The 16,216-nt window shown below is 59.1% G+C and carries 11 protein-coding genes; 1 reads left to right on the forward strand and 10 read right to left on the reverse strand.

Annotated elements, in window-relative coordinates; genetic code table 11:
* The 10 genes from BUQ81_RS07745 to BUQ81_RS07790 form a co-directional block, all read right to left on the reverse strand.
* Positions 1 to 4,535: beta strand repeat-containing protein (locus BUQ81_RS07745; RefSeq protein WP_074201843.1), on the reverse strand; the 4,535-nt coding region annotated here is incomplete at its 3' end.
* A 154-nt stretch (positions 4,536 to 4,689) separates the two neighbouring features.
* The gene (locus BUQ81_RS07750) at positions 4,690 to 5,694 is read right to left on the reverse strand and encodes a hypothetical protein (RefSeq protein ID WP_074201844.1); all 1,005 of its coding nucleotides are present in this window, start codon (positions 5,692 to 5,694) and stop codon (positions 4,690 to 4,692) included.
* Entirely contained in the window at positions 5,679 to 6,944 is a 1,266-nt protein-coding gene (locus BUQ81_RS07755; RefSeq protein WP_159432279.1) for a FecR family protein, read from the reverse strand. Before BUQ81_RS07755 ends, BUQ81_RS07750 begins: the two co-directional genes overlap by 16 nt.
* A gap of 73 nt (positions 6,945 to 7,017) precedes the next feature.
* The gene (locus BUQ81_RS07760) at positions 7,018 to 8,268 is read right to left on the reverse strand and encodes an ABC transporter ATP-binding protein (RefSeq protein WP_074201846.1); all 1,251 of its coding nucleotides are present in this window, start codon (positions 8,266 to 8,268) and stop codon (positions 7,018 to 7,020) included.
* Positions 8,265 to 9,221: an LpxL/LpxP family acyltransferase gene (locus tag BUQ81_RS07765; protein ID WP_143598486.1), complete on the reverse strand. Its 957-nt coding sequence runs from the start codon at positions 9,219 to 9,221 to the stop codon at positions 8,265 to 8,267. The genes BUQ81_RS07760 and BUQ81_RS07765 overlap by 4 nt, the downstream gene beginning before the upstream one ends.
* The gene (locus BUQ81_RS07770) at positions 9,218 to 9,985 is read right to left on the reverse strand and encodes an ABC transporter permease (RefSeq protein ID WP_074201848.1); all 768 of its coding nucleotides are present in this window, start codon (positions 9,983 to 9,985) and stop codon (positions 9,218 to 9,220) included. The genes BUQ81_RS07765 and BUQ81_RS07770 overlap by 4 nt, the downstream gene beginning before the upstream one ends.
* Positions 9,982 to 10,944, reverse strand: a complete 963-nt coding sequence (locus BUQ81_RS07775) for a glycosyltransferase (protein WP_074201849.1) — start codon at positions 10,942 to 10,944, stop codon at positions 9,982 to 9,984. The genes BUQ81_RS07770 and BUQ81_RS07775 overlap by 4 nt, the downstream gene beginning before the upstream one ends.
* Positions 10,941 to 12,722 (reverse strand): glycosyltransferase, encoded by a 1,782-nt coding sequence (locus BUQ81_RS07780; protein ID WP_074201850.1) that lies wholly within the window; start codon positions 12,720 to 12,722, stop codon positions 10,941 to 10,943. Before BUQ81_RS07780 ends, BUQ81_RS07775 begins: the two co-directional genes overlap by 4 nt.
* Positions 12,719 to 13,636, reverse strand: a complete 918-nt coding sequence (locus BUQ81_RS07785; protein WP_074201851.1) for an exopolysaccharide biosynthesis polyprenyl glycosylphosphotransferase — start codon at positions 13,634 to 13,636, stop codon at positions 12,719 to 12,721. The genes BUQ81_RS07780 and BUQ81_RS07785 overlap by 4 nt, the downstream gene beginning before the upstream one ends.
* Positions 13,633 to 15,411: a CHASE2 domain-containing protein gene (locus tag BUQ81_RS07790; RefSeq protein WP_074201852.1), complete on the reverse strand. Its 1,779-nt coding sequence runs from the start codon at positions 15,409 to 15,411 to the stop codon at positions 13,633 to 13,635. Before BUQ81_RS07790 ends, BUQ81_RS07785 begins: the two co-directional genes overlap by 4 nt.
* 8 nt (positions 15,412 to 15,419) lie before the next feature.
* Here BUQ81_RS07790 and BUQ81_RS07795 point away from each other — a divergent pair, with 8 nt between their 5' ends.
* Positions 15,420 to 16,079 carry a Crp/Fnr family transcriptional regulator gene (locus tag BUQ81_RS07795; RefSeq protein WP_074201853.1) on the forward strand — a complete coding sequence of 220 codons (660 nt, stop codon included), beginning with the start codon at positions 15,420 to 15,422 and terminating at the stop codon, positions 16,077 to 16,079.
* Positions 16,080 to 16,216: the final 137 nt, after the last annotated feature.

The following is a 16,216-nucleotide window of genomic DNA, read 5'->3' on the forward strand; positions in this document are numbered from 1 at the left end:
TCTGCTGCATTGTCTGATGCATCAAGTGTAACGCTAGCGCCTCCCAGTGCAACCGTAGAATAGTCGCTATGGTCCAGAGCAGCCAGATCATCACCTTCACCAGTCACAGTCAGCGCATCGTCGTCAGCGAACTTGGTCCCATTCGTGCGCACGCTGTCAGCTTGCGTAATAGTCAGCGTTGCTGCATCGTCTGATGCATCAAGTGTAACGCTAGCGCCTCCCAGTGCACCCGTAGCATAGTTGCTATGGTCCAGAGCAGCCAGATCAGCACCTTCACCAGTCACAGTCAGAGCATCGTCGGCAGCGAACTTGGTCGCATTCGTGCGCACGCTGTCAGCTTGATCAACAGTCAGCGTTGCTGCATCGTCTGATGCATCAAGTGTAACGCTAGCGCCTCCCAGTGCAACCGTAGAATAGTTGCTATGCGTCAGACCAGCCAGCGCAGAACCCTTAGTACCCGTTACCGTTAGAGCGTCGCTGCTATCAAACTTCAAGCCCGCGTTGCGCGCATTGTCAGCCTGTGTTCTCGTGAGCGAAACAGCATTGTCTGATGCATCAAGTGTAACGCTAGCGCCTCCCAGTGCACCCGTAGCATAATCGCTATACGTCAGAGCAGCCAGCGCAGAACCTTGACCAGTCACATTCAGAGTATCGTTAGCAGCGAACTTCAAGCCTTCGTTGCGCGCATTGTCAGCCTGTGTTTTCGTGAGCGAAACAGCATTGTCTGATGCATCAAGTATAACGCTAACGCCTCCCAGTGCAACCGTAGTATAGTCGCTATACGTCAGACCAGCCAGCGCAGAACCCGTATCCGTTACCGTTAGAGCGTCGCTGCTATCGAACTTCAAGCCTTCGTTGCGCGCATTGTCAGCCTGTGTTTTCGTGAGCGAAACAGCATTGTCTGATGCATCAAGTGTAACGCTAGCGCCTCCCAGTGCACCCGTAGCATAGTCACTATACGTCAGAACAGCCAGCTCAGAACCCGTAGCCGTTACCGTTAGAGTGTCGATGCTATCGAACTTGGTCGCATTCGTGCGCACGCTGTCAGCTTGCGTAACAGTCAGCGTTGCTGCATCGTCTGATGCATCAAGTGTAACGCTAGCGCCTCCCAGTGCACCCGTAGCATAGTCGCTATGCTCCAGAGCAGCCAGCGCAGAACCTTGACCAGTCACAGTCAGAGCATCGTTGGCAGCGAACTTCAAGCCTGCGTTGCGCACATTGTCAGCCTGTGTTGTCGTGAGCGAAACAACATTGTCTGTCGCATCCAGGAAATCTACTCTCTTGGCCTGGAGAGTCGCAAAGTCTGCAGCCGCGATGTTACTGCCACTATCTGTCACGATTACCGTGTCAGCCTCAGCATAAGCAGCATGGGCCATTGCCGTTGCCACATCCGGTGTCAGCGCATTGGTCTTAGCAAAGTTGTTTACGCTCAGCTTGTCGAGGTTGGTCGCGCTGTCGAGCTTGACCACGAGTGTGTTGTCTGAGCTATAGCCGCCAGCCGTGCCATTGTTGGTCATGATGTAGGTGCCTGCGGCCGTACCGTTGGACACCGTCACCACAGCCACGCCACCTGTCTGAGCCAGTGCGGTCGTCAGGTTGCCGCTGGCCTTCATATCGTCACTGAAGGTCGCCAGGTTGGCCGATCCTACGGTCACCGTGGAGATCGTCGTGGCAGTCCAACCGTACGGCAGTTGAATCCTGTCAACCACACCCGCTGCTGTGCCATCGCCTGCGTTAAAGCCCACGATGGTGTCACCTGCGAACGACGAACCCATGTCCATGGCCGACTCGTTCTGAGCGTAGTAGCGGAAGGTGTCGTTGCCTTCACCACCGGCCAGGCTGTCAGCACCAGCGCCGCCAGTGATGTTGTTAGCGCCGTTACCAGCAACGATCGTGTCGTTACCATCACCGCCATCGATCGTGTCGTCGCCAGCACCAGCGGTGATGATGTCATCATCAGCGCCGCTATCGATCGTGTTATCGCCATCGCCAACCGTGATGGTGTCAGCACCAGCGCCACCAATGATGTCGTTCGAGCCGTTACCAGCAACGATCGTGTCGTCACCAGCGCCGCCATCGATCGTGTTATCGCCATCGCCAACCGTGATGGTGTCAGCACCAGCGCCACCAATGATGTCGTTCGAGCCGTTACCAGCAACGATCGTGTCGTCACCAGCGCCGCCATCGATCGTGTTATCGCCATCGCCAACCGTGATGGTGTCAGCACCAGCGCCACCAATGATGTCGTTCGAGCCGTTACCAGCAACGATCGTGTCGTCACCAGTGCCGCCATCGATCGCGTCATTGCCATCGCCAACCGTGATGGTGTCAGCACCATCGCCGCCGATCACGTCGTTATCACCATCGCCCACGGTCACAGTGGCGTCGTTGGCATTGCCCGTCAGATTAACGGTCAGACCAGCGTCGAAGTCAGCAGCAGCAACGGTTTCAACCGAAGTCAGGGCGGTATCAATCTCCAGTTTCGCATCACCGGTCACATTCAGCGTTTCGGCAGCGGCGATGGTCAGGCCAACGGTGTTGGTCACCGTGGTCGGATCAGCAGCAGTAGTGGTGGACTCGAGGTTCACCGTTTCAACGTTGGCAGCTTCGATTTCATCGAAGTCAGCCGAGTCATCTGCATTCAGCACGATATTGATGACGTCAGCCGTACCGGTCAGCGTGCTCTTGCCGGTGTTATCAGCACCGTAGGTCACCGTCGCGTTGCTGTTGATGCCGGAAATCGCGAAAGCGCCAGAACCAGCAGCCAGAACGACATTCTGGATGTCATCGAAGTTGGCAACGTCCAGGTCGTGAGCAAGCGCATCGGTCACTTCAAGAACTTCGAAGTTGCTAATCACGTCAGAGTGGTCGGTACCAACATTTGCGGAAACGACAGCGATGGTGTCTTCACCGTCGCCACCGTCAACCGTAGCGCCAGCAGTCAGAGCATCACCCAGCACAACGCGGTCATTGCCAGCACCTGCAGTGAAATCAACGGCAACAGCGCCAGTGGTATCAATGTCCACAACGTCATCGCCCGCGCCTGCGTCAGCAGTGACGGTAACACCGGTCAGACCGTTAGCATCAACTAGAATAGACAAGGTGTCATCTCCGTCACCGGTGGAGACGGTAGCTGCTTTAGCGCCAGCGATAGCAGCGTAGTTCAGATCGATATCATCTTCGCCTGCACCGGTAGTGATGGAGGCCACGTCTGTATCCCCGGCGAATGTGATACTGCCAGTAGAAGCAGCGGCATTGATTGCGTTCACATCTGCGTTTTCATCAACCGTCACGGTGGCATCGATCGCGGTGTTCAGGGTGACGGTCTTCACGTCCACGCCACCTTTGACGTTGATGTTCAGCGCCTGAGTAGCCGACTCATCGGTACCTGCAGCGATGGTACCCGTGACGTTGACGGTAGTCAGCGCATCACCAGCGACTTTGAGAGTAATCTCGTTGCCGTCCGACAAGTCACCGTCAGCCACTTCATCCAGCGCAACGTTAACAGAAGCAGCGGTAGCAGCGGCAGTCACGTCAAGCGCAGCATCGGTGACCACTTCGGTGAAGGTTGCGGTAGTGGTGGCAGCCAGATTGGTCATCGTGGCTGAAGCCAGACCGACTTGGTTAATGTTGGTAGCGCCAGCGAACTTGGAGGCGTCGATGTTACCAGTGCCGTCGGTACTGAAAGCAGTGGTGTCGTTGTAAATGTTGATGATTTCAACATTGGACACGGTCGCGCTGGTCGGCAGGGATTTGTTGTGAGTGCCGTCGCTATAGATGTTCAGAGTGTCGGTGCCAGCACCGCCGTCGATAGCGTCGAAAGCGCTCAGGGTGGTGGCACGAGCGCCGGTGCCGTCGATGATCAGGGCGCGAATGGTGTCGTTGCCGGCGGTGCCAACGATGTTGTCCTCACCAGTAGTGAGCGTGAAGGTCTGACCTATCACTGCGGCGAGGTTGCTGTTGATCACGGCAGCGGGATCGGACACATCGGTGGTGGCGTCAACATCCGCAACCGCGGCGCTGAGCACACCCAGGTCGGTGGATGTCGCGGCCATTGTGATGGTGTAGTACTCGGCAACAGTCACCTTGTTGCTCAGCGCCAGCGCTGTAGCGTGGAATGGGTTGTTGGGATCGGCTGCCGCCACATTGTTCAGATAGTCATTGGCCTGCACGAACAGCTCGCCGATGGTGTCGTAGATGTCGCCGGTGGCCCCATTCAGCTGCGCCAGGAAGAAGTTGTAGGCATCCGCACCTGGTGTATTATCACCATCATCAGCATCAGCATCATCATTCGGATCCAGACCATAGGCCTGGGTCATCTTGGCTGCGATTTCTTCTACGGCCAGATAGTTGGGATAACGGGCCGTATCCTGGAATACAGGCGTGTGCGCCAGATCCTTGGCGAACTGGGTCAAATTCTTGCCTGCGGCTTCGTACATATTGACCAGGTCGTCCATATAACCACCGGGGGCCGCGCCGAACATGGCAACGGTTACTTCGATGATCGCCTTTCTTTCTGCTAAGGTAATAGCCATTGCTATTGCTCCTTTCTTTGTTGACAGATTTGCAGTTAATGCACTTGCATTATCGATAATGCGCCAAATTATGGCAGTTGTAATTCTATAGCACACCGCCCCCCTTATTGTGACACAAATCACAAAAAAGCACGTTCTCCCTCGGATGCGTCTATCATCGGCTGCGCGCACCCAGGCTGATTTCGACTGCCTGCCAGTCAAACAGCGGAATATTGCTCATCTGCCGCGCCCAGCGCGCCGACAGATACCACTGCCCTGAGGGTGATCGCGGCATGACAAGTCTTGCCTCAAGCGCCAGTATCAGGCTCTCTCTTGCGCCGTAACCCTGCAGCAGGGCGCTCCAGTCCTGCAGATCCCGTTCGCCCTGCAGCTCGGTGCGCAGCTGAAGCGTCGGCCCCAGCGCAAGCGGTCTGCTCATCTCCACGCCGCCCCCCAGGCTGAAGGTGCCTCGCCCGGGATAGTCTGTATTGATACCGTGGGTAAAGCCGATGCTCGCGAAGTCGTGCACGGCCCCATGCCGGTCATCATACACCAACGCTGCCTGCAGATTGTCAAAGGCGTGGTTGTCGGCATTGCTTTCTGCGCCGAACCAGGCGGTCAGCCTGTGCGTGCCCGAGAGCGGATGGCCCCAGCCGATGTGGAGGCTGCGCACATCATACAGCCGCATCGCCTGCAGGCGCCACATGCCGCCAGCGAGCCGCCCGCCCAGGCGCAGGCGGAAGTCGGGCGAATAGCCGTTGATCTGGCGCAGCATCAGCACACCAAAGCGCTGGTGGGTCACATCCTCAAAGGCAAAATCCAGCCGCAGCGCCGGCTGCGCGGGGGGCGGGGTGGGCAGCTGCAGCCGTATGCGCTGCTGCGTCGTAGTAAGCCAGATACGCCCCCCCTGCGGCAGATAGTAGGGGTTGGAGAGCCACTGCAGAGCAAGGGCGGCGGTTTTGCGTAGCAGCGCCGGCGGCGTTGCAGGGCGCGCATCCGGCCGGCAGCGGGGGCTTTGCAGCAGCTTTTCCAGCAGGGCTTTGGCGTTGCGGTCGTTGGGATGGGTAAAAAGATGGGCCTCAATCCGGTCGATACGGTCAAGACAGTCGGCCCGCGCTGCGGCGCCAAGGAGTAGCCCTGCCAGAAATGCGGCAGTGATGCGCGCTAGCGGCCTTGCCACAGCAGTTTGGCGTCCAGACGGTCCTGCCCCCACGGCTGTTGCACAAAGTAGCCGGCCTGGCGGCCGTCATGGGAAAGGGCGCCGGCGATGCTGCCGCCCGCATCCGTCTTGCCCACGAATATGCCCGAAACGCTGCTGACCGGCACACTGGCCGACACCGTGGTCAGCTCACCGTTGTCATGCCGCTGGGCCTGAAAGCGCGTCTGCATGCTGCTGGAGACAAAGTCCACCTGCAACTGGGGGTGACTGATAAGCGCGCTCACCTGCCGTCCCGCAAGCGTGGTGACACGCGCTTCGGACTTGCTCAGGCTGAATTTCACCGTGCCCTGTGGGGGGCGGTAGGGCCCCTGCGCACGCCAGAGGGCGCCTTCGGCATTGCCCACGGTCACCTCGCGCTGCTGCTGTGCTTGCGCATAGGGCAGGCTGATTCCGTCCGCGGCGGTCGTCCAGGTTGCGAACACCATGTCGCCATAGCGGGCAAGGGAGTCGTCGCCGTTGCCCGCGCCGCTACCATCGGCGGGACTGAGGCCATGCTGAGCCAGAAAGTACGCCACCCGCTCGGGATTCTGGGACAGGTCTGCAAGCGTGAGGTCATCATTGTGGTGAACGGGCGGGTGCGCCAGCGAGGCACGTTCGCTACTTACTAGGATGCGCCTGGCCGCTTCGCCGCGGCGGACCTGCAAAATGGCGTGGTCGCCCGCAGCCAGACTGGCAGCCAGCGGCGTGTTGCACGGCCCCAGTCCGCCCGCCGTGCAGGCACCTCCCAGCGGTGCGGCCACCACCTCACCCTGTATCACCCGAATGAGGGTTTCGTTCCGGTAGGCGCGCGTGACAAAGTCCGTACCGCGGATGCCCACGGCGGCCACCGGCGTGTTGAGACGAAAGCGGCTTTTGTGAGCCTGACCAATGGCGCCGGTGCGCTCGCGCATTTCGCCCCGGATAAGGTTGAGGCGGATGCAGGGGCGGGGTTCGGCACGATAGCACTGTATCTGCAGGGTTGAGTCTGGGCGCAAACTGATATAGGCGCCGTCGCTCATGCTCAGGTGCGCAACAGTGCCCGCCGCGGTGCTCAACACCATGCCTTCCAGGATGGCATCTCCCTGGTGCAGGACGCTTTCTGTGCCGGCGGCGGTTTTTGCCTGAACGGCCTGCCCGATCAGAAGCTGCACGCGGCCCACCACCTCATCCGCCGCCCACGCCCGGGTGGCCAGCAGCAGCACCATGCAGCATCCAATCCACCATCCCCTCATCCACTTTTCCTCGGATTCACTCGTTATTACCAATTTTACATATTCCCTGCACGAAAATGTGACCTTCGTCACCTTACTCAGGTTCAAGCGGCAACCAACGGCGGGGCAGCAGTACGCGCCCGATTTCCGGCGTTTGCTGGCGGACTTCAAATTGAGCTGCATGCTCGGCCTGATCGATCACCAGCACTGTGTTTTCACACATGAGATAGACGCTCACCGTGTAGACACCCTTAAGCAACGGCAGGCGCGCAAAGACCAGCTGCACGCCCCCCCTGCCCCGGGCATCGCAGCACAACGACACGCCATCATAGGAGGTGGCGCAGCTGGAAATGGGCTGCATGAGCTCGTCGTTGATCACCACCGCGATCACCGGCGGCTGCCCGGCAGGGTCATAGCTGTAGTGGATGTCGACAATCAGGTCGCTGCGCTCAGGCAGGCAGAGCACGGCGCCATCCTGCGCCGCTGCGCCCTGGCAGCGCAGCGCCACCCGTTCGATGCGTGCGCGCACATAGGCCCCTGAAGAGGGCGCGCCGCCACCCTCCTCTCTTGGCGGCTGGTCGGAAGATGCGCGAACCTGGGCCTGCTGCTGCGCCTCGATAAAGCGACTGTAGGCGCCAATCACGCGCTGCGGATCGCCCTGCTGGCGGATGCGCCCCTCATGCAGCCAGATGACCTGATCGCTCAGCACCTCCACCTGATAGAGCATATGGGAACAGAAAATAATCGCCGCGCCCCGCTCCTTCAGCGCCATGATACGCTTGAAAGACTTTTGCGCGAACAGGCCGTCGCCGACGCTCAGCGCTTCGTCGATGATTAGCACATCCGGCTTCAGCGCCGTGGCGATGGAAAACGCCAGACGGACGAACATGCCGCTCGAGTAGGTATGAATCGGCTGATCGATATATTCGCCGATTTCTGCAAATTCGATAATGGCATCCAGCTCGCGGGCGATTTCTTCTCGCCGCAGGCCAAGAAGCGCACCATAGAGCCAGATGTTTTCCCGGCCGGTGAGGTTTGGATTGAATCCCGCACCCAGCTCGAGCAGGGCGGCTATGCGACCACGGCGCTCGATGTGCCCGCCCGTGGGGGCCAGCACGCCTGCCATCAGCTGCAACAACGTGGACTTGCCGGCGCCGTTGAGCCCCACCAGCCCGAGCACCTGCCCGGCAGTAAGGGTCAGAGACACATCCTGCAACGCGGTAAAATGGGGCACCCGTGCGCCGATCAGGCGGGGGAAGGCATAGGCCAGCAGCTTTTTGACAGGGTGGGCTGTGGCAGGATAAGTCTTGCTGAGATGCTCGCAGCGCATGACAGGCTGATTCATGGGCGCACCGCGAAAAAGGGGAGTTGCTCAAACACGAACCATTTTTCCGGCTGACGCTCGATCTGCTCGATCGGGGCGCGCAAGGCCGCCGCAACACCTGCTTCATCGTCTGCCGCCACCGCTTCGCCGCACCAGATGCGCACCCGATCCCTGCCGAGATAGTCTACCCAGTAAGGATGAATCCTGTAGCCGTAGCGGCGGGCCATTTTCAGCGCACCGCCGGAAAAGGCCCGCATCTCGCCAAAAAAAGGAAGATAGACAGCCTGAGAGGCTTTCGGCGCAGGCAGGTCGAACAGGACAACCATATCCTCACCGCGGCTGAAGGCTCTGGCGATCTCGATCATGGACTGTTCCTTGAACAGCACCCGCCCACCGTGAAAGCTTTTTTCGAGCACATGGTAACGCCGGGCAAGGTGCCGGCGAAACCCTTGCGGGACAACGGGATCAATCGTCGCCGCCGTGGCGATGGCGTTGACTCGTCTGCCGCGCCGGGCAGCGATGAGGGCAAAACCGGGTATGGACATGCTCCAGTGCATGCCGACCCACAGGCGGGGCCGGGGGTCAGGCTCCGGCGCCTGACCCACCCACTCGACCCGAAAGCGCTGCAGCCTTTGCACGCGCAGATCCAGCACGTCCAGCAACGACTTGTGATAGCGATAGCCATAGATGAGCGCCTGCTCGGAGCGCTGCACGCGGGGGGCCAAGTATTGCGCGGCCTGGACAACTCGCTGCGCAGCCGTCGGCGGTGACTGAATGATGTAGTCCAGTACATCCCGCTGCAGACAGGCGTTGAAACGGGCCCGCAGACGGCTCAGCTGATCACACAGGGGTTGCGGCAACGAGGAAAGCCATGGAACCAGGCGCTCATAATCTGCGTCAAAGGCTTGCGGCGTACAGGTTTTTGCGCGCAGAAAAGCCTCATGACGATGACACAGGTTCGACAGCATACTCATACCAGATCCGCAACGCCCTGTTCTACTCTGCGAAAAAACCAGTAGGCGAGCCCTGCAAAAAGCGAGATCCCGACTGCATAGGCCACCAGCGTGTTGACATCGTACAGGCGATGCTCAAGAAGCAGGGCGCGGATGGACTCGATGGGGACTGTCAGCGGATTGAACCAGGCAAGGGGGCGGACGCTTTGCGGCAGGCGGTCCACCGTGTAGAACACCGGCGAAAGAAACAGCGCCGCTAGGATCAGACCGGGGACAAGCTGCAACAGGTCGCGCACATAAACTGCAAGCGGCGCAAGCAGTAGTCCAAGGGCGATGGCACCCACATAAAGCGGGAGCAGCAGCAGAGGAAGCAGCAACACGTGTGGATCAAAGCCCGCCATCCAGAGCGCAAAACCAAGCACCAGCAGCCATATGACCAGATTATGAAGAATAATGCCTGTCAAGCGCACCAATACAAGATACAGCCGCGGGACTGCGACTTTTTTGACCAGATGCGCATTCTGCAGAAAAACATGACTGGCGCCATCCATTGTTTCAGCAAATAAGGTATGAACGCTCAGGCCGATAAAGATGGCCAGCGCATATGCATAAGGATCGCCGCTATCGCCTCCCCACTTTGACTGCAGCACCACACCGAAAACGAAGGTATACAGCACAAGCGCAATCAGCGGTAGAAAAACCATCCACAACATGCCCAGCAGAGAATTGCGATAACGGGATGCCAACTCCTGCTTGAGCAGTTGCACAAATAGCAGGCGGTTCATGGGCGGATAATGTTGTCGCGGATCTGTTCCAGGGTGGGCCAGCGTTGCAGCAGCGCATCGCCCAGTGCACGCCAGGTGTAGCGCAGATACCTGCCCCAGTCCCTGACGGGATAGCGCAACATGGCCACATGCCAGCTGACAAGGCGGTACAGCACGACAAGCGGATACCATCCGCCCGCTACCTGGCGGGCCACCTGCAGATTGTTGCGGTAGGTGAAATAGGCCTTCCACAGGGGTCGATAGATCTTTTTGCCGTCCTGCAGGGTATGACAGTCGTGCACATAGCGTATGCGTGGGTCAAACTCCAGACGAAACCCTTTGCTGCGAATGCGCAGGGTGTATTCTAGATCGTCGCCATACAGAAACCACCTGGCATCGGGATAGCCCACTGCCTCGATAACGCGCCGGTGAACAAAAAGCCCTACGAATGAGGCGAAATCCACAGGCTGCGGCTGGGCGGTAGCGTAATCCGACGGGGTGACATGAAAGCCTTTCGCTCCCCTGAGCAGCGTGCGCAGGGTCTGGCGCGCCCCCTTGAAAGGGTGGTAGCCCGGAATATTCATGGGGCAAGCCTGACCGTTGGGGTAGTAGACCGCTGCAATCACGGCATCGGGTCGATCGTGGCGCCGACACAGTTGCTCGACCACATTGGATTCGGGCCAGGCGTCGTCATCCTGAAAGAGCAGGTAATCATAGTGCAGGTTTTCATGGGCATAGCGCACCCCGGCATAAAACCCGCCGGCGCCGCCGGTGTTCTCCGGCAAATGGAGGACATGCACACGCCTGTCCGTCTGCGCGAGCGCGTCGAGATAGGCTCCGCTGCCATCCGTGGAGGCATTGTCCACCACCACAAGGTGCGCAAAGGGCTGCGCCAACAGGCGATCCATGACGCCCTGCAGACTCTTGATGCGGTTATGCGTCACCACGACGGGCACGATGGTACAGGAAGTAGCGGTCATGCATCCTCTTTGGAAAATTGTTCTCGCCAGAACGCTTCGTGCATCAATGCGGGCGCTTGAGCGGCATAAGCTCTGCGCAAGGCAGGCGCAGCCAGCGTCATTCTACCAGTGAGGCGCACCGCCTGCCAGAGAATGGCCAACAGCCGCATGCGGTCCTTGCACAGCCTGACTGCTCCCTTGATGTGGGGGGACACCAGGAAGACACAGCGGTAGGGCATGAACTGCTCCAGAATATGACTGCCTTTTTCAATGGTGACGGGCGTCTCCTTCCACATCGAGCTGGGCAGCAGGTGGCCGTTCAATGTCAATAGCTTCATCAGACGCCGGCGCAACACCTTGCGATTTGAGCTGAATCCACTCGGCGGTACCAACACCTGCCCGCTTGCCACTGGCCTTGCGGCTTCCTGCGCGTTGAGAGCGCGGATCGTCGGCCAGACACACTCCAGAGCAGGGTTCTCCTTCCAGAATGCGGGGCCCTGCAATACATGCCGCACCCCCAGTAGTTGCGCTTCGGCAGTGGCATAGCGCATGGTGAGCGTGGCCCGCAGAACCGGCGGAAGAATCACGCGCGCCCAGCGCCACCAGGGCTGACGGTCTTTTGAGTCGAGCAGGTATTGCATGAGGTGATGGCGCATATCCAGATAACGGGTCATGGGGGACTCTTTGGCGCTGAAGTCATCCCCCCAGGTACTGACGCCGGCAAGGGTGATTTTGGTAAAACGGTTGTAGCGGCCGAAAAGCACATCATCCCCACGAACAAAAAAGGGGAAGGGATAAGCCACATGCTCAAGCGGAAAGGCGAAAAACCACCAGCCACCATAGTCGAATGACTGCGGCTTTTCGTTGTTAAACAGTTGCCGCGCGGCGCGCAGATCCCGGTTCTTTCCCAAGCTGACACAGTGATTTTCGAAACGTGCACCCCGCTCCTTCTGCAGATAGGGTGGCTGCTGAGCGAAAAGCGTGCCCGCAACGGCCAAATCGGCCTCACGGGCATGACGCAGCAGCTGCAGCGTCCGCCAGATGGACTCCGTTTCGCAGGCGGCGTCATCATCCATGAACAGGCAGTGCGTGAAGCGGCGCTCTTCCTTGAAATGATAGAGCCCCCGGGCAAACCCGCCGCTACCGCCCAGGTTGCGGTTGGGAATATAGGTTACATGGGGCAGAGGGGGCAGCTCAAGATTACGGCCATTGTCAACCACCGCCAGGGCCAGCTCGGCATCATCAGGCAGCAACGGCGCCACTTGCTGAATGAAAGCACTGATGCGCTCGGCAGAGGCGCGCGCAGCCTGCTGGCGGTTGAAGGTGGTTATGGAGAGTCCAAGCCGCACCGCCCGGGCAGGCGTCTGGGAAACGCCTTTCCAACTTAGGGCATAAAGCACCGATGGCTTCAGAGACCGCACACGTACGGATAGAAGCCCTGAAAAAATCTCGTCCGGGATGTGGAGATCAAATGTCGTGCCGTCCTCACTCTTGACATGACGCCGCATCAGACAATACGCACTGACAGGGCCTGTATGATGCCAGATCTCCACGACCAGTTCGCCCCGCGCTTCACCCTGAAGGATAAAATGCTCATAGGTTGTGTGATTGCGCCAGGCATCAAGATTGAACAGCCCGAACCATGTAAAGAAATTGACCTGTGCGCCCTGCCCAAGCCTGAGTCCTTCCGCTTCGCAGACATAGTCCCCCTGCGCCCGAAAATAAAGGGATTCGTCTGATACGACCTGCGGCACCAGCAGAATATTTTGCAGCACATCTCCCTGCAGAACTTCGCTCATTGGCTTACGCGCCCCTTGAACACAATAAGAAATGTTTTCAGCATGATTTTTACATCCAGCCAGAAAGACCAGTTGGCGATATACCACAGGTCATGCTTAATACGCGGCTCAAGCGGCGTATCGCCTCGCCAGCCATGAATCTGCGCCCATCCGGTCAGCCCCGGCAAAACCATATGGCGCTGCATATAATGGGGAATCTCATTGTTGAATGTTGTGACAAACTCCACGCGTTCAGGTCGCGGCCCGACCAGGGACATATCCCCTTTCAGCACATTGAACAACTGCGGCAACTCGTCCAGACCGGTTCGGCGCAGAAAACGCCCGACAGCCGAAACGGTCTTCTGCTCTGCCTGCCCCCACACCAGTTCCCTGTCCGCATTTACAGGCATGGTGCGGAATTTGTACATGGTAAAGCTACGCCCGCGCAGCCCCACCCTGTTCTGAACGTAAATGATCGGCCCGGGAGAAGATAGCTTAATGGCCAGCGCGACTGACAGCAAAACCGGCAAGAGAAAAATCAGCGCTAACAGAGCGGCGGTGAAATCAAAAAAACGCTTTCCATAACGAAAACCGGGGCGCCAGGCCGGCGTCGTAAGCAAGGGAATCAACAGCGCTTCAGGCGAAAGCCAGGCACCGCTCCAGGAATGAAGACGCGCAAACGCCTGTGGCAACACCCATACACTCAAGGTTGTGCGTTCCAGTGCATGCAGGCAGTCCGTATCATGATCCGGTGCCAGAATCACGCCATCATACAGATGCTCGTTTTCAAGCAGAAAGGCAAACGAAATGGATTTGGAAATGGCACTATCAGATTGAAAGCCGCATATTGCAGCCGGCTGCTTGCCGCCCGCCTGCAACCATGTATCCAGAGCGTGATGGGACTTCCCGAGCCAGACCAGACGAAGGGCTTTCACAGCAGGGTCTGTTGTTTTGAGGTGTGCACACACCCCTGTTGTTCTCTGCATACGCAATAGGCTTCCGATTCGTACGCCATCTGCAATCTGGCCTCGGTGTTGACGGAGATGACAACCGAACGCTGCGCATCGCGCGCGCAGCCGAGCAGCCTGTCTGCCTGGTTGACCGTATGACCAATGGCCGTGTAGGTATGGCGCAACGGCGTGCCCAAATCCCCGACCATGGCCTCGCCTGTGTTGATGGCGATGTGTATTCTAATATCCGGCCACTCGGGATGGGCGATATTCCACTGTTCCAGCGCCGCCACCATGGACATGGCGCAGCGCATGGCCCGGTCGGCGTGATCCGGCTGCTCCAGCGGCGCGTTCCACAGCGCCATGACGGCATCGCCGATGTATTTGTCCAGCGTGCCTTCAAAGCGGTGCACCTGATCAGTGAGCAAGGCCAGCACCTCTCGCGTCAGCTGTGCCAGCTGGTCCGTCGGCATCTCCCTGGAAAGCTGGGTAAAGCCCTCGATATCGGCAAACATGACGGTGATTTCCCGCTTCTGCGGGGTGAGGACAGCCTGGCCGGCATCATCGGCCTGTAGCAGACGCTCTACTACTGCCGGCGCAAGATAGCCGCGAAACAGCCGCGCCAGACGCCAGTGACGGCGCAGCACCCAGCGCCATTCGAATGGCAGCAGCAGTACCAGCAGCAGCGCGGTCGTCATTAGTGGCGCAATCACGGCAAAGTCCACGCGGGCTCGCCAGAGCCCATAGGCCAGTCCAAGCCAGAGCCCATTGAGGGCCAGCAGCACAAGCGCACCCTTGAGCAGACTTTCGTGGCGCAAGGCCCACAGCGTACCGACCACCAGCAGCAGGCTGACCAGCCAGGGCCAGACCGTTAGCAAAGGAGCAGGTGCAGGCAGCGGGCGCAGCCGCGCATCCAGCAGTTCGGCATGGAGCACGATGCCCGGCGTCCAGTTACTCAGCGGCGTCACCACGGCATCGTTCAGCCCCAGAGCGGTGGAGCCGATCAGTACCCAGGCGCCATCCAGCGCTTGGGGTGCAAGCGCTCCGGAAAGCAGCGCATACGCCGGTACGGCCCGCCAGCTGCCCACGCTGTGACGAAAGGGGATGGGCTGCCAGCGGGCTGCCACGGCGGTTGGCACTTGGTGCGAGGCCAGCGCGCCAGCCAGCCAGGGCCAGGTCTGTCCCTCCAGGCGGAATCCGGACGGCATACGCCGCACGATGCCGTCTTCATCCGCCTGCGGGGTGATGTGACCGCTGCACCGTGCCACCTGCGCCAGCGCCGCGTAATTACCCACATAACCACTCGCCTGCAGCGGATGCTGCACGCTCAGGGGGCTGGGCGACGCCAGATAACCGATGCGGCGGCCCGGTGGCTGGGTGTCGAAGGCGTGGGCGATACAGACACCATACCGCTCAACCACTTCGGCAAGGCGCGCATCCGCTGCCCGATCCTTTTGCTCTGGAAACACAATATCCAGCGCCATACCTTTGATATGGTGCTGCTGGTAAAGCTGCTCGATCAGCGATGCCATCAAATCCCGCGGCCAGGGCCAGGGCGCCACCTGCTGCAGGGAGGCATCATCAATGTCGATAATCACGATATCGTCTGGTGCATCGGAAACGACCTGCCAACGGGTAAAAACGTCCAGCACGGCATGATTCAGACGCTGCCCGGAGGGAGCCTGAACGAAAAAAAGGGTGGCTATAATAGCCAGCAGGGCCAGAATACGACGATACCAGGCAAGCTGCGAGGGTTTCATAGAAAGTTATGATAAGGGCAAAACTGGAAGACTTTGAGCTTTTGCAGGGCCTGGATGAGACGGATCTGCAAAGACTCAGAAATCAGCTGCGCATCCAGACCGCCCAAAAGGGCGACATCCTCATTCACAAGGGCTCGCCCAGCCGCCATCTCTATTTTCTGTTCAGCGGCCTGGTCAATATCGTCGACTTCGATGACGAGGGCAATGCCACCTGGATCGCCACCATCGAGCCCGGCCACATTTTCGGCGAACTGGGGCTGATCCTCGAAACCACCCGCTCAGCAGATGCCGTGGCGATAGAAACAGCCGAATTTGCACGCCTGCCGCGGGAGGAGGCCATGAAGCTGCTCACGCAAAACCCGACGGTAGCGCAGCGCATGCTCCAACAGCTGGCGCGCACTATCAAGCAGCAGAACCAGCACCTGCACATGCTCAACCGTCCCAGCGCAGAAGAGCGCCTCAAGGCACTGCTGATGATGAAGGCGAAGCATTACGCCTCCGGGTTGGTTGCCGTGGAAAACCTGCCTTCCCAGGCACAATTAGCGAGCATGGCCAACACCAGCCGGGAAACTGTTTCGCGCACATTAGCGCGCTGGTGCCGCGAGGGCATTATCGAAAAGGATTACAAACGACTCATTATCCGCAGGCCGGAAGCGCTGCAGTCGTAAACAACCAAGCGCCGAAACCCGTGCATGTTCCCACTCCTCCTTGGCGTTGAGGCAGAAGTCATTCATATCTCAAGCTATTGATTTATCGAAACTATGCCACAAAATGCCTCCCCATCTCTCTGGTAAAATGCCTTTTT

This window comes from Sulfurivirga caldicuralii, from assembly GCF_900141795.1.
Lineage (GTDB): Bacteria > Pseudomonadota > Gammaproteobacteria > Thiomicrospirales > Thiomicrospiraceae > Sulfurivirga > Sulfurivirga caldicuralii.

Bases quoted from the DNA above. Each gene is read 5' to 3' on its own strand.
- BUQ81_RS07795 (WP_074201853.1), top strand. From the start codon at position 15,420: ATGATAAGGGCAAAACTGGAAGACTTTGAGCTTTTGCAGGGCCTGGAT.
- BUQ81_RS07765 (WP_143598486.1), bottom strand. From the start codon at position 9,221: ATGAGTATGCTGTCGAACCTGTGTCATCGTCATGAGGCTTTTCTGCGC.
- BUQ81_RS07755 (WP_159432279.1), bottom strand. From the start codon at position 6,944: ATGAGGGGATGGTGGATTGGATGCTGCATGGTGCTGCTGCTGGCCACC.
- BUQ81_RS07760 (WP_074201846.1), bottom strand. From the start codon at position 8,268: ATGAATCAGCCTGTCATGCGCTGCGAGCATCTCAGCAAGACTTATCCT.
- BUQ81_RS07770 (WP_074201848.1), bottom strand. From the start codon at position 9,985: ATGAACCGCCTGCTATTTGTGCAACTGCTCAAGCAGGAGTTGGCATCC.
- BUQ81_RS07790 (WP_074201852.1), bottom strand. From the start codon at position 15,411: ATGAAACCCTCGCAGCTTGCCTGGTATCGTCGTATTCTGGCCCTGCTG.
- BUQ81_RS07775 (WP_074201849.1), bottom strand. From the start codon at position 10,944: ATGACCGCTACTTCCTGTACCATCGTGCCCGTCGTGGTGACGCATAAC.
- BUQ81_RS07780 (WP_074201850.1), bottom strand. From the start codon at position 12,722: ATGAGCGAAGTTCTGCAGGGAGATGTGCTGCAAAATATTCTGCTGGTG.